This is a genomic window from Maritimimonas rapanae, from assembly GCF_057837205.1.
Genome location: NZ_JBYQFI010000002.1, coordinates 562,298 through 578,535 on the forward strand (window position 1 = coordinate 562,298; position 16,238 = coordinate 578,535).

Annotated in this window: 15 protein-coding genes; 7 read left to right on the forward strand and 8 right to left on the reverse strand. The window is 31.4% G+C overall.

The window, feature by feature from the left end:
- The first annotated feature begins 42 nt into the window (after positions 1-42).
- Both recJ and AC3IF2_RS12610 read left to right on the forward strand, forming a co-directional pair.
- A complete protein-coding gene (recJ, locus tag AC3IF2_RS12605; RefSeq protein ID WP_489167809.1) occupies positions 43-1,740 on the forward strand; it encodes a single-stranded-DNA-specific exonuclease RecJ in 1,698 nt (565 codons plus the stop codon).
- Complete coding sequence (locus AC3IF2_RS12610) at positions 1,737-2,420, forward strand: HAD family hydrolase (protein ID WP_489167811.1); 684 nt, start codon at positions 1,737-1,739, stop codon at positions 2,418-2,420. Before recJ ends, AC3IF2_RS12610 begins: the two co-directional genes overlap by 4 nt.
- On the opposite strand, the gene rpe is transcribed toward AC3IF2_RS12610, so the two are convergent.
- Positions 2,417-3,070: a ribulose-phosphate 3-epimerase gene (gene rpe, locus AC3IF2_RS12615; RefSeq protein ID WP_489167813.1), complete on the reverse strand. Its 654-nt coding sequence runs from the start codon at positions 3,068-3,070 to the stop codon at positions 2,417-2,419. The two genes, AC3IF2_RS12610 and rpe, sit on opposite strands and share 4 nt — an antisense overlap.
- Positions 3,071-3,233: 163 nt before the next feature.
- The gene (locus AC3IF2_RS12620) at positions 3,234-4,097 is read right to left on the reverse strand and encodes a sigma-70 family RNA polymerase sigma factor (RefSeq protein WP_489167815.1); all 864 of its coding nucleotides are present in this window, start codon (positions 4,095-4,097) and stop codon (positions 3,234-3,236) included.
- 360 nt (positions 4,098-4,457) lie between these two features.
- On the opposite strand from AC3IF2_RS12620, the gene AC3IF2_RS12625 reads away from it, so the two are divergent.
- Genes AC3IF2_RS12625 through AC3IF2_RS12635 form a run of 3 tightly spaced genes read left to right on the forward strand, consistent with a single transcriptional unit; the run spans position 4,458 to position 6,019 of the window.
- Positions 4,458-4,994, forward strand: a complete 537-nt coding sequence (locus AC3IF2_RS12625; protein ID WP_489167817.1) for an RNA polymerase sigma factor — start codon at positions 4,458-4,460, stop codon at positions 4,992-4,994.
- 2 nt (positions 4,995-4,996) lie between these two features.
- Entirely contained in the window at positions 4,997-5,173 is a 177-nt protein-coding gene (locus AC3IF2_RS12630) for a hypothetical protein (protein ID WP_489167819.1), read from the forward strand.
- A gap of 18 nt (positions 5,174-5,191) precedes the next feature.
- A complete protein-coding gene (locus tag AC3IF2_RS12635; protein ID WP_489167821.1) occupies positions 5,192-6,019 on the forward strand; it encodes a mechanosensitive ion channel family protein in 828 nt (275 codons plus the stop codon).
- A gap of 272 nt (positions 6,020-6,291) precedes the next feature.
- On the opposite strand, the gene AC3IF2_RS12640 is transcribed toward AC3IF2_RS12635, so the two are convergent.
- Positions 6,292-8,523 (reverse strand): polyribonucleotide nucleotidyltransferase, encoded by a 2,232-nt coding sequence (locus AC3IF2_RS12640; protein ID WP_489167823.1) that lies wholly within the window; start codon positions 8,521-8,523, stop codon positions 6,292-6,294.
- A 168-nt stretch (positions 8,524-8,691) separates the two neighbouring features.
- Positions 8,692-8,961 carry a 30S ribosomal protein S15 gene (gene rpsO / locus AC3IF2_RS12645; RefSeq protein ID WP_480197429.1) on the reverse strand — a complete coding sequence of 90 codons (270 nt, stop codon included), beginning with the start codon at positions 8,959-8,961 and terminating at the stop codon, positions 8,692-8,694.
- A gap of 177 nt (positions 8,962-9,138) precedes the next feature.
- On the opposite strand from rpsO, the gene AC3IF2_RS12650 reads away from it, so the two are divergent.
- Positions 9,139-9,990, forward strand: coding sequence for a hypothetical protein (locus AC3IF2_RS12650; protein ID WP_489167825.1), 852 nt, complete (start codon positions 9,139-9,141; stop codon positions 9,988-9,990).
- Between the two features lie 44 nt (positions 9,991-10,034).
- Here AC3IF2_RS12650 and accD read toward each other — a convergent pair whose 3' ends face one another.
- The 3 genes from accD to tamL form a co-directional block, all read right to left on the reverse strand.
- A complete protein-coding gene (gene accD / locus AC3IF2_RS12655) occupies positions 10,035-10,895 on the reverse strand; it encodes an acetyl-CoA carboxylase, carboxyltransferase subunit beta (protein WP_489167827.1) in 861 nt (286 codons plus the stop codon).
- 48 nt (positions 10,896-10,943) lie between these two features.
- The gene (gene fbaA / locus AC3IF2_RS12660) at positions 10,944-12,011 is read right to left on the reverse strand and encodes a class II fructose-bisphosphate aldolase (protein WP_489167829.1); all 1,068 of its coding nucleotides are present in this window, start codon (positions 12,009-12,011) and stop codon (positions 10,944-10,946) included.
- 86 nt (positions 12,012-12,097) lie between these two features.
- Entirely contained in the window at positions 12,098-14,707 is a 2,610-nt protein-coding gene (gene tamL, locus AC3IF2_RS12665) for a translocation and assembly module lipoprotein TamL (protein ID WP_489167830.1), read from the reverse strand.
- Positions 14,708-14,776: 69 nt separating this feature from the next.
- On the opposite strand from tamL, the gene AC3IF2_RS12670 reads away from it, so the two are divergent.
- Entirely contained in the window at positions 14,777-15,499 is a 723-nt protein-coding gene (locus tag AC3IF2_RS12670) for a TrmH family RNA methyltransferase (protein WP_489167832.1), read from the forward strand.
- Here the strand turns inward: AC3IF2_RS12670 and porT are convergent, their stop codons facing one another.
- The gene (gene porT, locus AC3IF2_RS12675; protein WP_489167833.1) at positions 15,500-16,237 is read right to left on the reverse strand and encodes a type IX secretion/gliding motility protein PorT/SprT; all 738 of its coding nucleotides are present in this window, start codon (positions 16,235-16,237) and stop codon (positions 15,500-15,502) included.
- Position 16,238 lies beyond the last annotated feature (1 nt).

A 16,238-nucleotide genomic window follows, 5' to 3' on the forward strand; every position in this document is an offset into this window, starting at 1 on the left:
GAGAAAGAATGGTTTATCTTTGAAGCTGTCTAATAAAATAATATGCGTTGGACTCTTAAAGAAAAACCCGAAAAAGGAAAAGTAACCCAGCTTTCTAATGAATTAGCTATTGATGAAAATGTAGCTTCATTATTAGTTCAACGAGGTATTGAAAATTTTAATGATGCTAAAACCTTTTTTCGTCCATCACTAGATAACTTGCATGATCCTTTTTTAATGGAAGACATGCAAAATGCTGTTGAGCGTATCGAAAAAGCTATAAAAAATGAAGAAAATATTCTTATATATGGTGATTATGACGTAGATGGCACTACTGCCGTTTCTTTAGTGTCATCATTTTTAAAATCTTATTATCCTAATGTTGCTACCTATATTCCTGATCGTTATAAAGAAGGCTATGGGGTATCTTATCAAGGAATCGATTTTGCAGAGGATAACAATTTTACTTTAATTATTGCATTAGACTGTGGTATTAAAGCAATCGATAAGGTTGATTATGCTAAAGAAAAAGGAATTGATTTTATCATCTGCGATCATCACAGACCTGGAGTTGAATTACCAAAAGCTGTTGCTGTTCTTGACCCTAAGCATGATGATTGTGGTTACCCTTATGATGAGTTATGTGGCTGCGGAGTAGGGTTTAAATTGATTCAGGCGTTAGCTTCCCGAAAAGGACAAACAATATATGATCTTTTAGAATATTTAGATTTAGTTGCTACTGCGATAGCAGCAGATATTGTTCCGATAACCGGAGAAAATAGGATTTTAACTTACTATGGATTAGAAGTAATTAACTCAAACCCTCGGTTGGGTATTAAAGCAATAATCAATCAGTTAGACAAGAAAGAACTAACAATAACAGACGTTGTTTTTATTATTGCTCCTAGAATTAATGCTGCTGGAAGAATGAAACATGGCAATCATGCCGTAGAATTGTTGACTTCAGAAAATTTGGAATTGGCGTTAGAATTTGCTGCTGCTATTGAAATATACAACACAAATCGCAGAGATCTAGACAAACAGATTACTAAGGAAGCACTATTGCAGATTGAGAATAATAATGAAGAAGAAAATTTCACAACTGTTGTTTATAATGCCCAATGGCATAAAGGTGTTATTGGTATTGTTGCTTCACGCTTAACAGAGATATACTATCGACCAACATTAGTTTTTACTAAAAATGGAGATACACTAGCTGCTTCGGCACGTTCTGTTTCTGGTTTTGATGTCTACAATGCTTTGGAAGCTTGCTCAGAATATATAGAACAGTTTGGAGGACATAAATATGCAGCAGGTTTAACGCTTTTACCAGAAAATTATAAAGCTTTTAAGGAAAAATTTGAACTGGTTGTAAAGGATACAATTCCAGATGAGTTGTTAATTCCAGAAATCAAAATAGATCAAGAAATAGAACTGTCTAAGATTTCACCTAAATTCTATCGAATCTTAAAACAATTTGGTCCGTTTGGCCCTAAGAACATGAAGCCAGTATTTTTAGTAAAAAATGTATACGATACTGGTTATGCCAGAAAAGTAGGGGGTGATGAAACACATTTAAAATTAAAAGTTACTGACGGTAGCTATAGTTTTGACGCTATAGGTTTTAGCTTAGGAAATTATTGTGAAAAATTAAAAGAAAAACAACCTTTCGATTGTGTTTTTACCATAGAAGAAAATGTATGGAATGGAAAAACTTCGTTGCAACTAAACATTAGAGATATTAAGATTGTTAACGAATGAAAAAAAAGAATCTTATAGTTTTTGATATTGACGATACTTTGACAAAAAGTGAATTTCAACATCAATTAGCTTATGTAAATACGATGAAGTATTTCGGGATTATTAGTATTAATCAAAATTGGAAAGAATACAAGCATCATACAGATAGTTATATACTAAAAGAAAATTTTAAAAAAAATCTTAATAAAAACTTTACCTTTTCTTTTATAGCAGATTTTGAAAGAAAAATGACTGAAGAAATTCTTAAATTAAAGCAAACATCAGAAATTAGCGGAGCAACTAAAATGATGGAATCTATAGTAAATGAAACTAATTATGGAGTTTCTTTTGCTACAGGCTCACTCTTAGAACCTGCTTATATAAAACTGAATCAATCTGGAATAAAATATAAAAAAGAACTTGTTGTTGGTTCAAATACTTTTTTTGAAAGAGAGAGAATAGTTTCAGAAGCGATAGAAAGGGCAAAAAAACACTATAGCCTAGATGATTTTGAAAATATTATTTCTATTGGTGATGGCATTTGGGATTTAAAGACCGCAAAAAATTTAAATGTTTATTTTTTAGGAATTGGCACAAAAAATTACCTTGACTTTAAACAAGAAAGTATAAAATCTCATATTAAAGATTGGAGTGAATTTGATTTAAAAAAAGTTGAAAGAGAATTAGGAATAAAAATTTAAATAACTTTTTTTAAGCTAGCAATAGTTTTGGTGGGATTTTCACTTTTAAACACAAAGCTACCAGCAACCAAAACATCAGCTCCAGCAGCTAATAATTTACCAGCATTTTTATCATTAACACCACCATCAATTTCAATTTTAGCCGAAGAACTAGATTTATCAATTAAATCTCGTAATTGAATAATTTTTTTATAGGTATTTTCAATAAAAGATTGGCCTCCAAACCCAGGGTTTACACTCATCAAACACACTAAATCCAAATCTCTAATGATATCTTCTAAAACTGCAATTGGTGTATGTGGGTTTAAAGCTACACCAGCTTGCATACCTTCTGCTTTTATGGCCTGAACTGTTCTATGCAAGTGAGTACATGCCTCTTGATGCACCGTAAGAACATCAGCTCCCGCTTTTTTAAAATCAGATATATAACGATCAGGTTCTACGATCATTAAATGCACGTCCATTGTTTTTTTAGCATGCTTTTTAATAGCTTTAATTACTGGCATTCCAAAAGAAATGTTAGGCACAAAAACGCCGTCCATTACATCTATATGAAACCAATCAGCTTCACTGTTATTGACCATTTCGACATCACGCTGAAGGTTGGCAAAATCTGCAGCTAAAATAGAAGGAGCAATTAAATGAGACATACTAAAAATCTTATTTTAATAAAGTTTCGGTAAATATAGTTAAAACCAAAGAGCCTTTGGCTCAAAAAGAAAACTCTCGCAAAGCGAGAGTTTTCCATTCATTAATCAAAAAACGAATAGTTCTTGACTACTCATGTTGATAAAAGTATAAAATCGTTAGGTGTTAACCTAAATATGTTCGTAAAATTTTACTTCTTGAAGTATGCTTTAATCGTCTGATTGCCTTTTCCTTAATTTGACGAACTCTTTCTCGAGTTAAATCAAATGTTTCACCAATCTCTTCTAAAGTCATTGGGTGTTGATCACCTAATCCGAAATATAATAACACTACATCAGCCTCACGTGGCGTTAAGGTTTCTAAAGCACGCTCAATTTCTACTTTAAGTGATTCATGTAATAAGCTCTTATCAGGATTTGGAGATTCACCAGAACGTAATACGTCATATAAATTAGAATCTTCACCTTCTATTAACGGAGCATCCATAGAGACATGACGACCAGAATTCTTCATAGATTCTTTAACATCGTTCACAGTCATATCTAATTCCTTTGCAATTTCCTCTGCAGAAGGAGGTCTTTCATTCTCTTGCTCTAAACGAGCGAATGTTTTATTGATCTTATTTATAGATCCAATTTTGTTTAAAGGTAAACGTACAATACGAGATTGCTCAGCTAACGCTTGTAAGATAGATTGACGAATCCACCAAACAGCATACGATATAAATTTAAAACCACGAGTTTCATCAAAACGTTTTGCCGCTTTAATTAAACCCAAGTTACCTTCGTTTATCAAATCTGGCAATGTTAAGCCCTGATTTTGATATTGTTTAGCCACAGAAACCACGAATCTTAAATTTGCTTTTGTTAATCTTTCTAAAGCAACTTGATCACCAGCTTTGATACGTTGAGCTAACTCAACCTCCATATCAGCAGTAATTAAATCTACTTTACCTATTTCTTGCAAATATTTGTCTAGCGATGCGGTTTCTCTGTTGGTAACCTGTTTTGTAATTTTAAGTTGTCTCATATAATTGTTTTATATTAATACTTGCTTTAATTCTTGCTCGTACTTATATATACGTAAGCTTTTACAAGAATGTTACAAAACGTATAAATTTTATTTTAATTATATAAAAATGTGACCTAAGAATTATTTATGTGTCATATTACATATTATATGTAAAGAAAAAGAAGTATTACTTAAAATTGTTGTGAAAGAGGAAATAAATATAAGTTTGAGTTTATATTAAAGCAAGTGAATATTCACTTGCTTTTGTTTTTTAATAGTAGTACCTTTTTTTAATGAATGTGACCCTTTAGATTTTTATGTGTCTAACGGTTGTAAAAGAAACCTAACTAATTGAATACCCTTAACAAAATTCATCAATTGAGTGATGAAGAATTGGTGAAAGAGATAGTGCTAACTAAAGATAGCACCTTATTTGCAGAGCTATATGATCGCTTTGCACCAATTGTTTATAATAAATGTTTAGGGTTTGCAAAATCTAAAGTAGAAGCAGAAGATTTAACCCACGATATATTTATAAAGTTATTTGTAAAACTTGATACATTTAAAGGAAATTCTAAATTTTCTACATGGTTGTATTCTTTTACCTATAACTTCTGTGTAAATTATATTCAGAGAAATTCTTATAAAAATAAAGAGGAGGTAAAAGAGGTAGTAGTAAAAGACGAGGCTACTGTAGAAGTTTCAGATCAAGATATTTTTCAAATAAAAACTGATAAACTAAAAAGAGTTTTAGATGCTATAGACCCTAATGATAAGATGATACTGTTGTTAAAATATCAAGATGAGCTTTCTATAAAAGAAATACAATCTTTATTAGAGATTAAAGAAAGTGCGGTAAAAATGAGATTGAAAAGGGCAAGAGAAAAAGTAATGGAAGTTTATAAAAAAATTTAGGTATGGCAAATCCTTTTAAAGAAATATTGCATCAAGAGAAGCTCCCAAAAATGCTAAAAGAAAGGGTAATGGGAGATATATCTTTGATTAAACTTACCATTGATATGGCAGATTTATTTGCGGTGAAGTATCCAAGCACCTTAGAAAGTATGCTTCGTACAACTAAAAAAGAAGATTAAAACCAAAATATAATTTAAATGAAACCAGCAATACAAACAGAAAATATGGATCTATCTTCCATCAAAAATATAGGTCAAGAATTACTGGCGTATCTACCTAGAGTTTTAGTAGCAATAGTTGTTGTTATTTTTGGATGGATGCTTATTAAAGTAATTACATATTTATTAAAAAAGGGGTTAAATAAAACTAGAATAGATACTTGGTCTGACAAATTGAATGAAGTAGAAATTTTCAAAAATTCTAACTTTAAGTTTAGACCAGCTAGCTTAATTGTAAATCTCGTAAAGTGGTTTTTACTATTAATATTAATTGTTCTTGCATCAGATATTTTAGGACTAAAAATTGTATCGCAAGAAATAGGTAATTTAATGAGATACTTACCTAGGCTATTTAGTGCAATTGCAATACTAATGGTTGGTATCTATGTGGCAAGTATTATAAGAAATGCTATTCAGTCATTATTTAAATCTGTGGGTTTAAGAGGTTCGCACGTTATTGGTAATATCGTTTTTTATGCTATTACAGTAATTGTAGCTATCACAGCGCTAAATCAAGCAGGAATTAATACAGATATAATTACTAATAATTTAACCATAATATTAGGCGCTTTATTATTAGCATTTACAATTGCATTTGGGTTAGGTTCTAAAGATATTATTGAACGATTACTTTTCGGGTTTTATTCAAGGAAAAACTTAAAAGTTGGGCAAAAAATTAAAGTAGGACAAATTGAAGGAGTAATTGAATCATTAGATAATATTAGTTTGATTTTAAATACAGATAGTGGAAAAATGATGATTCCTATTAAAGAAATTAATGACAATATAATAGAAATAATAAACTAAGAATACTCTTGATGCCATTCGAGTGGTGAGGATTATGAAAAGGACAAAACATTTGAATTAATCAAAAAACAGATAGTTTTTGGCTCAAGAGTATTTAACTTAAAATAGAAGTTTAGTTAGGTTCTATTTTGAGAGATGGTAATATGACTCCTCAAATAATTATTATCATTTTCTCAACCGGTAGTACAATCAATTATAAGAAGGGTAAAGATTGTATTATCAAAAAAGCTCCTCGAAAGAGGAGCTTTTGTTTTTTCTGAAAAGATAAAAAATTAATCTCTTTTAGCTTCTCTTGGTTTTCTATCGTCTCTACGATTATCGCGCCCACGATTGTCTCTACCATTATTTCTATTATCTCTCGGCGGTCTTGCAACCCATCCTTCAGGTTTTTCTAAAAGCGCTTTACGAGAAACTTTTTCTTTACGTGTTTTTGGATCAATACCAAAGTATTTTACATCTAGAACATCACCAATATTTACAACATCTGTAACGTTATTTGTGCGTTCCCAAGCTAATTCACTAACGTGTAATAAAACTTCATTACCAGGAGCTTCTGTATATTCTACAACTGCACCAAAATCTAGAAGTTTTATAACCTTTACCTCATAAACACTACCTCTTTCAGGTTTAAATAATAGAGAATCAATTTTTGCTAAAACAGCATCAATACCGTCTTGTCCTGTTCCTAAAATTTCAACAATACCCTCTTCTGTTATCGGATCTTCATTAATTACAATTGTACAACCAGTTTCTTTTTGTAACTCTTGAATCACTTTTCCACCAGGACCAATTAATGCACCAATAAATTCATTAGGAATTCTTCTGGTTATCATTTTTGGAGCATAAGATTTTACATCTTCATTAGGTGCAGCAATTGTATCTGTTAACTTTTCTAAGATATGTAAACGACCATCACGTGCTTGTTTTAAAGCATTTACAAGAATTTCGTACGACAATCCTTTTACTTTAATATCCATCTGGCATGCAGTAATACCATCTGCAGTACCAGTTACTTTAAAGTCCATATCACCTAAGTGATCTTCATCACCTAAAATATCAGATAATACAGCATATTTTCCAGAATCTGCATCAGAAATTAATCCCATAGCAATACCAGAAACGGGTTTCTTTAATTGAACACCAGCATCCATTAATGCCATTGTGCCAGAACATACAGTTGCCATAGAAGACGAACCGTTAGATTCTAAAACTTCTGAAACAACACGAACAGTATACGGGCAATCTTCAGGAACCATTCCTTTTAATGCACGTTGTGCTAAGTTACCATGACCTACTTCACGACGTGATGTTCCACGAATTGGTCTAGCTTCTCCTGTTGAAAAAGGAGGGAAGTTATAATGTAAATAGAAACGTTCTTCACCTTCAAAAGATGGCATATCTATTTGATTAGCTTCTCTAGATGTACCTAATGTTACAGTTGCTAATGCTTGCGTTTCGCCACGCGTAAAAATTGACGAACCATGTGTTGATGGCAAATAATCTACCTCACACCAAATTGGTCTTATTTCATCGGTTTTACGACCATCTAAACGCAACCCTTCATTAAGGGTTAAATCTCTTACAGCAGCTTTTTCAGCTTTACTATAGTATTTAGAAATTAAACCCCCTAAATCTTCTAATTCTTCTTCAGAAAATGTGGCTTTAATTTCTTCTTTAATTTCAGAAAAAGCAGCACTACGTTCATGTTTTGCAGAGCCTGCTTTTGCTACAGCATATACTTTATCATATGCCATATCATGTATTTTCTTAGCTAATTCTTCATCTTCTCTTTCTGGCTCATATTCACGTACTTCTTTTTTACCAAATGCTTCAGCTAATTTTACTTGAGCGGCACATTGTACTTTAATAGCCTCATGAGCAAACTTAATAGCTTCAGTCATTTCTTCTTCAGAAATCTCATTCATCTCACCTTCAACCATCATTACAGAATCAGCAGAGGCGCCAATCATCATATCGATGTCAGATTCTTCTAATTGAGCTCTTGTTGGATTGATAATGAACTCTCCATTCACACGGCCTACACGTGCCTCAGAAATTGCGCATTCAAAGGGAAAGTCTGATAATTGTATAGCTGCAGAAGCTGCTAAACCAGCCATGGCATCTGGCATCACATCATCATCATGAGACATTAATTGAATCATCACCTGAGTTTCAGAATGATAATCTTTTGGGAATAATGGACGTAAAACACGGTCTACTAAACGCATTGTTAATACTTCACCATCGCTAGGTCTTGCCTCTCTTTTGAAGAAACCACCAGGGTAACGTCCTGCAGCGGCAAATTTTTCACGATAATCTACTGTTAAAGGTAAAAAATCTACATCTGCTTGTTTATAATTGGAAACAACTGTACATAATAACATACATTTTCCTGATTGCACTACAACACTACCATGAGCTTGTTTTGCTAATTTTCCGGTTTCAATAGAAATTTCTCTACCATCACCTAGGTCAATGACCTCTCTAAATACTTTAGGTATCATAAATTTTAAATTTTAATCTACATATAGTAGATTAATTAAACATTGGTTTGTTGTGTTGTAGTTGTTGTTAACCAATGAAAAACTATAAATAGCTTCTTCTAAAAATGTAGTTTAGACTCTTACAAGAGTATATTAAAAATAAAAAAGAGGCACAAGGCCTCTCTTTTGTTATTTTCTTAACTTTAATTCTTTAACGATTGCACGATATCTTGTAATATCGTTTTTCTTTAAATAATCAAGTAAGCTTCTTCTTTTACCTACTAATTTTACTAATGAACGCTCAGTATTAAAATCTTTACGATTGTTTTTTAAGTGCTCAGTTAAGTGATTAATTCTGTGAGTAAATAAAGCGATTTGCCCTTCTGAAGAACCTGTGTCTTGTGCAGATTTTCCGTGTTTTTTGAAAATCTCTGCTTTCTTTTCTTTTGTTAAATACATGCTAACATTAATTTTATTAATAATTTTTATGTATCGATCTCTAAATCGAGCGGCAAATATATAACTATTATTTTGATTGGCATGTATATATTAGTCTTTGTGAAATTATTTTCGAGTAATATTAAACCTTTTAAAATTCTGAAAGTCAAAGAGACAGAACTTTTAAAAATTTGTGTGATGAAAAAACAAAAACTGAATTTAGTAATTATTGTTTTAGTATTATTTGGCTTAATATTTACAAGTTGTAGTAATGATGAAGCAATAATCGACGACAATGTTTCGTCAGAAATTGATTTAAAGGCTGCTGAAAGTGAAGCTGAAATTGATAAGATTTCCGATGAAACAAGTGCTATTATAGAGGAAGCATATTTAACCGAAGAATTTCCAGAAACAAAATCTTTTTCAACAGATCGTTATTTACCAGACTGTGTTACTATTTCTATTGTTATAGTACAAAACATGAAAACAGTTACTATTGATTTTGGTGATGGTTGTGAGCTTAGAAATGGCAATGTAGTAAGTGGTAAGATCATATTAGAATATGAAAAAGACCCAGGCGCATCTGTTATGAAGTCTTTTGAATTTGATGGATTTACGTTTAACGACAAAGCTGTAGCTGGAAGCGGATCTATATTAAGAGAAAAAGAAAATGACAATGGTAACCCACAATCTACAAAAACCTTTGATGTTACTGTTACTTGGCCTGATGGAGCGTCTGCAAATAAGAACGGAACCAAAGTAAGAGAAATGATTGAAGGACAAGGGACTTCTGCTTGGGGCGACAATGTATTCTTAATTACTGGTAACTGGATGTTTACAAGAAGAAATGGAACGGTACTTTCTGCCGAAATTATTGAAGCTTTACGTAGAGAATTAGCTTGTAAATTTATCGTAAGCGGAATTGTAGAGTTGAACAAAAATGAAAATAATGCGGTATTGAATTATGGCGATGGATCTTGTGACGATTTAGCAACTGTTAGTATTAACGGAGGCGAAGAGCGAGAAATTCACTTAAGTAATTTGAGATAGATAAAAAAGGGAAAAGAAAAAGAGCGGCAATTTGCCGCTCTTTTTTATGATCTTATCGGTTGATTTAGAATTAAATCTAGATATAAATTAATTTGCTCTTTTAAATCTTTTCGTTCAATGATTTTATCTAAGAACCCATGCTCTAAAACAAACTCAGAACGTTGAAACCCTTCAGGTAAATCTTTACCTACAGTATCTTTTACCACACGTGGTCCTGCGAAAGCAACTAAAGCATTAGGCTCGGCAACATTAATGTCGCCCAACATAGCATAAGAAGCTGTAGTGCCCCCAGTAGTTGGATCTGTGCATAAAGAAATATAGGGGATTTTTACCTCAGCTAATTGAGCTAATTTTGCTGAAGTTTTAACTAATTGCATTAATGATAATGATGCCTCTTGCATACGTGCACCACCAGATTTAGAGATCATTAAAAAAGGAATCTTGTTTTTTATAGAGTAATCAATGGCTCTGGCAATTTTTTCACCAACAACACTACCCATAGAACCTCCGATAAAGGCAAAATCCATACAAGCAATCACTAGATCTTTACCATAAGATTTACCAACAGCTGTTCTAACAGCATCTTTAAGTTTCGACTTTTTTTGAGCTTCTTTTAATCTGTCAGTATATTTTTTAGTATCGACAAATTTTAACGGATCTTTTGCAGTTATATTAGCGTCCAGTTCTTTGTACTTATTATCATCAAATAAAATCTCGAAATATTCATTACTTCCGATTCTAACATGATACCCATCCTCTGGACTCACATATTGATTTTCTTTTAATTCTTCAGTATCAACAACTTTACCGCTAGGCGTTTTATACCAAAGTCCTTTTGGTACATCCTTTTTTTCTTCAGTAGGAGTTTGAATTCCCTTGTCCTTACGTTTAAACCAAGCAGACATAATTAATTATTTGGGTTGGCAAGTTACTAAAATTTAGTATTTGAAATACTATAACGTATTTACATTGTTTAAATCTTCAAAGGCTTGTTTTAAACGAGCTTTAAAAGTCAGTTCACCTTCTCTTAACCATTTTCTTGGATCGTAATACTTTTTATTAGGTACATCATCTCCATCAGGATTACCTATCTGACTTTGTAAATATGCATTTTTATCAGACATATAATCTCTAATACCAGCCATAAACCCATATTGAAGATCTGTATCTATATTCATTTTAATGACCCCATAACCTATGGCTTCACGAATTTCTTCAACCGTTGAGCCAGATCCTCCATGGAAAACAAAATCTATAGGATTATAGTCTGTATTATATTTTTGTTGAACAAATTCTTGTGAGTTTTTCAATATTTTTGGGGTCAATTTTACATTACCAGGTTTATAAACTCCATGTACATTACCAAAAGCAGCGGCAACAGTAAATTTATCACTTACTTTCATTAGTTCTTCATAAGCATAAGCAACCTCTTCTGGTTGTGTATATAATTTAGAACTGTCTACATCTGTATTATCAACACCATCTTCTTCACCACCAGTGATACCTAATTCAATTTCTAATGTCATACCCATTTTACTCATTCGCTCTAAATATTGCTTACAGATTTCAATATTTTCTTCGATAGGTTCTTCAGAAAGGTCTAACATATGCGAACTATATAATGGCTTGCCATTTTGCTTATAAAAAGTTTCACCTGCGTTAAGTAAACCATCCACCCATGGCAATAATTTTTTAGCACAGTGGTCAGTATGTAAAATTACAGGAACATTATAGGCCTCGGCCATTAAATGTACATGCTTGGCACCAGCAACACCACCAGTGATAGAAGCTTTCTGATTGTCATTACTCAATCCTTTACCTGCATTAAAATGAGCTCCTCCATTAGAAAATTGAACAATAACAGGTGCATTTAATTCAGCGGCTGTTTCTAATACTCCATTAATAGAACTAGACCCTATAACATTTGCTGCTGGTAATGCAAAGTTTTTCTCTTTAGCCAGTTTAAAAATCTTTTGAACCTCATCACCAGTTGCTACACCAGCTTTAATAGTATGTGCCATGTTTTGTATAAATTTTTAGAAGATCAAAATTACTAAATTATTACTATTGAAGAATAAAAAAGACCGAAATCGTTATAGCAAATAATTTAGAAAGGATAGTTAATACCTATATTAAAAATGGCATTTCTAAAATTATAATTCTGAAACCATTTGTTAGTAGATTGTAAATAGGGCTCGTAGGTTTTAAAACCAACATCGAACCTAAAAATTAAGAAACTAAAATCATATCTAGCACCAAAACCAGAACCAACTGCAATGTCTTTAAACGAGTTGAATCCTGTAAATTTTGCCTCTGGTGATGATAAAGGAGAATCAGCTATATCCCAGATATTACCAGCATCTATAAAAAGAGCAGCATTTAAACTATTAACAAATTTAAATCGATATTCTAGATTTGACGTGAACTTAAAATTACCAACATTAAATTCTAGGGTACTTAATTCAGACCCGGGCCCTAAATCAAAAGTTCTCCAGGCTCGAATATCATTTGAACCACCAGCCCGGTAACTTCTGCTGAATGGTATTTCATCTGAATTACCAAAAGGAACCGCTATACCAATAAAATTTCTAAAAACAAGTGTACTGTTTTGGTTAAATTCCCAATACTTTTTATACTCAATTTCAGTTTTAAGATACTGAGCCACAGGTAAACCAAAAAGTTCTTTTCTAGACCCGCCGGATGGTTTTTTTAAAAAAGCTGAAGTAATACTACCAGAGGAAATCAATCTAGCACTAAAAGTTGAAAAACTATTGTCTCTAAAATTTTCACGATTATTATAATTGATACCGTAAGAAATTACTGGTACCAATACATCTTCAACTAGAATATCTCGTTGCTGTTTTATATTGTTTATAAAAGCAAATTCATTAGGCTGAGAATTTGCAAAATTGTTAGCAGGGTCTAGAACGTATTCAATATAATTTTGAGGAATTAATAATGGATTATCGAACTGATCTAATTCAAAGTCATCTGGCTCTGGTGTTTTTAAATTGAGGACATAAAATTCTTTTTCTCTACCTGCTGGGACAGGTATTATATTTAATTCATTATTAGCTGGATTATCAAAAGCAATGCCAACTAATTTTCTAAATTCAGATTCATAAACATTAAAATATCGACCTTCATTTCTATTATTTATGTATTGAATGTTTAACAATTCAAATTTATGACTCGTAGTACTAGAACTTTGCCAAGTATAATCTAGATTACCAGTAATATTTTGCCTGTCTAAACCTATATTTTCTTGAAAACCTAAACTTAAACTAATGTTAGTTTTTGGAGACATTCTTTTAGGAATAATCTTACTTGTGTTAATCGGAAAAAAAATCCTTGGAATTTTTAATGCAGCACTAGCCCCAATCTCTAAAGCATTAAAAAAAGCATCGTTACTTGTACTTGCATCTAAAGAAGTATTCAAAAAAGAACCTTGAAACGAGAGTTCAAAAATTTCTGCACCTTTAAATACATTTCGATTTAAGAAAGAGAACTTTCCTAAAACACCAAACGGCTTAATGTTTGAGGTCGTAAATTCAGCATCCCACCCAAGAGAATATTTTTTTAATGGAGTTAAATAAATATTTGCGGTAAGTGACTCGTCATTGTTTTCAATATACTTAATGTCTATTGAAGGTCTAAAATTTTGTAGATCTCTTAAATATTTTCTGGTAAGATCTCTTTCAGAATCCTTATAAACACTATCAGGTTGAATAATGATTGAATTTGATAAATATTTAGGATTGTACTTTAATTTATCAATCGCATAAAAATTAATTTTGTTGTAAGAAGCAGAGTCTCTTTGCTGTTGATCTTTTGTGTTAAAAGAGAAATCAGTATAAACGTTTACATTTTTTATTTTTATTATTTTATAAGGAGCACTGTAGATGCTATCATTATCTTCTATAATTCGATTGGGGATGATAAGTTCTACGTTTTGCTTATTTTCTTCGTTAGAAGTAGTGTCAACCTCAAAAGACATAATGTTTTTAGTAAAATAATATGCTCCTGAATTTCTAAATAATTTCACTAATCGATCTTCTTCCTTTTCAAAATTTTCCACCTTAAACTGCTCTCCTTGTTTTATAAAAGATTCATTCTTATTTAGTTGAAATAGAGAATCTAAAGCAGGAGATTTAATATCTGTTGAAATTGTATCTAAAAAATAAGGATCACCAGTTGTAATTAAATAATCAATTTCAATTCTTTTATTTTCTTTTTTGTTTTCCTTAAAGCTAGAAGTTGCATCCCAAAAACCATTATTTGCATAATACCTTTCTAATGCCAATGCAGATTTTTCTATTTTTTTAATATCAGAAATAACAGGTGCATTACCGCTCTTTAGCTTCCAGTTATTAAAACCCCTTGAGAATCGTCTTAACCCATCAACTTGTTTTTTAGAGAACGTATTTGTTAACCAATTTTTCATTCCTGGTCTACTGTCTGGCCAACTTATTTTAGTAGTGTCTGGATTTCCCCAATTATAAAGATGGAGGGAAAATGGAATTCCAAGTATTTTTTGATTTGGTTTCTGTTGTAAATAACTTTGAAGCTCTAAAGATGTATCTTTTTTATCGTTTACTAAAATAGTATTTTTTTCTAGCAGATATTCTCCATCAGAAACATGCTTAACTACATTACACGAAACAATGATTAGTAGCAATAGGATAAATAGTACTATTTTCGTGAAAATGTTATGCAATATGGCCCGAATTTAAATTTTTTTTGAAAGCAAAAATATTCAAATAATACCAAAAGTAATACTATTTAAATGCTAAGCAAAAGTCAGATAAAATTAATAACGAGTTTACAGCAAAAAAAGTACCGAATTAGCCATGGTTTATTTGTAGTTGAAGGTGTTAAAGGTGTTAATGAATTTTTAGATTCTGATTATGAATGTGAATTTTTGTTTTGTACTGGAGAATACAATGCTCGATTTTCTAAAAAGAAACCGTTATTAATTTCAGACAATGAATTAAAAAAAATAAGCTCACTAAAATCACCTAATAAAGTTTTGGGAGTTTTTAAGATTCCAGAGAAAAAGAAAATTAGAGAAAAGGGATTAATTTTAGCATTAGATGGAGTAAATGATCCTGGTAACCTAGGAACAATAATAAGATTATGTGATTGGTTCGGAGTTGAGCAGTTGGTATGCTCTAAAGATACAGTAGATTGTTATAACACAAAAGTAGTGCAGTCTACCATGGGCTCGTTGACTCGGCTATCAATTATCTATACTGATTTAACTTCTTTTTTAAAACAAACTCAACTATCAGTTTATGGAGCCGTTATGGATGGAGAAAATATTTACGAAAAGAAGTTAACTAATGAGGGAATAATTGTAATGGGTAATGAAGCTAATGGCATTACACAAGAAATTGAAAAATTAATTCAGACTAAATTAACAATTCCGAAATATGGTAGAAAGCTAACAGAAAGTTTAAATGTTGCTACCGCGACAGCAATACTTTTAAACGAGTTTAGAAGAAGTTGATTATTCAAATGTCAAGTTAAGAAAAACACCTCTTGTTCCAAAATAGTTTATAGATGCTGTATAAGGGCTTCCATTAATATTGTCTTGAACTAATTCGTCATTAATAGCAAAAACGCCTCTTATAGATGGCGAAAATTTAAAAAAGTAGAGGTAAAGATCGACACCTAGACCGACTTCATACATAAAATTATTAGTTTTCATTCTAAACTCACCACTTAGATTATCAGCAGTATTATTTTGATTACTTGAAAAGTTATAATCGTATGAAAACCCACCTATTACAAATGCCCGCATATTATGTATTCTATTGGTGCTAAATTTTAACAATAAAGGAAAACGCATATATGTTCCTGAAATATCCCGTTCTGTGCCAGCGTTATTTACACCATTCATTCCTAAAATTTGAGAGTTATATAGTATTTTTTTAGAATTACTAGATAGACCTGGTTCAAAACGTAAATTAATGTTATTATGTAGTTTATAATCTACTACAAGCCCTATATTAAAACCTAAAGACTCATCAACGACTATATAGTCTGTATTAAGAGTATTAACTAATGCATTAGTATCATCATAATTTATTTTAAACCCTTTTTTGTTCAGACCTAAATAATAACCAAAATGCAATTTCTTCTTATCAAAATTTGGCAAATACTCGATTTTATCTCTCTTTTGAGCATATAAGTTAGAAGAAATTAAAACTATAAAACCTAGTAAAAGGATAAAAAAACGTTTCATT

Coding starts and splice junctions, on each gene's coding strand:
- AC3IF2_RS12640 (WP_489167823.1), bottom strand. CDS start 8,523: ATGATACCTAAAGTATTTAGAGAGGTCATTGACCTAGGTGATGGTAGA.
- AC3IF2_RS12620 (WP_489167815.1), bottom strand. CDS start 4,097: ATGAGACAACTTAAAATTACAAAACAGGTTACCAACAGAGAAACCGCA.
- recJ (WP_489167809.1), top strand. CDS start 43: ATGCGTTGGACTCTTAAAGAAAAACCCGAAAAAGGAAAAGTAACCCAG.
- AC3IF2_RS12610 (WP_489167811.1), top strand. CDS start 1,737: ATGAAAAAAAAGAATCTTATAGTTTTTGATATTGACGATACTTTGACA.
- porT (WP_489167833.1), bottom strand. CDS start 16,237: ATGAAACGTTTTTTTATCCTTTTACTAGGTTTTATAGTTTTAATTTCT.
- AC3IF2_RS12630 (WP_489167819.1), top strand. CDS start 4,997: ATGGCAAATCCTTTTAAAGAAATATTGCATCAAGAGAAGCTCCCAAAA.
- rpsO (WP_480197429.1), bottom strand. CDS start 8,961: ATGTATTTAACAAAAGAAAAGAAAGCAGAGATTTTCAAAAAACACGGA.
- rpe (WP_489167813.1), bottom strand. CDS start 3,070: ATGTCTCATTTAATTGCTCCTTCTATTTTAGCTGCAGATTTTGCCAAC.
- accD (WP_489167827.1), bottom strand. CDS start 10,895: ATGTCTGCTTGGTTTAAACGTAAGGACAAGGGAATTCAAACTCCTACT.
- AC3IF2_RS12650 (WP_489167825.1), top strand. CDS start 9,139: ATGAAAAAACAAAAACTGAATTTAGTAATTATTGTTTTAGTATTATTT.
- AC3IF2_RS12635 (WP_489167821.1), top strand. CDS start 5,192: ATGAAACCAGCAATACAAACAGAAAATATGGATCTATCTTCCATCAAA.
- fbaA (WP_489167829.1), bottom strand. CDS start 12,011: ATGGCACATACTATTAAAGCTGGTGTAGCAACTGGTGATGAGGTTCAA.
- AC3IF2_RS12670 (WP_489167832.1), top strand. CDS start 14,777: ATGCTAAGCAAAAGTCAGATAAAATTAATAACGAGTTTACAGCAAAAA.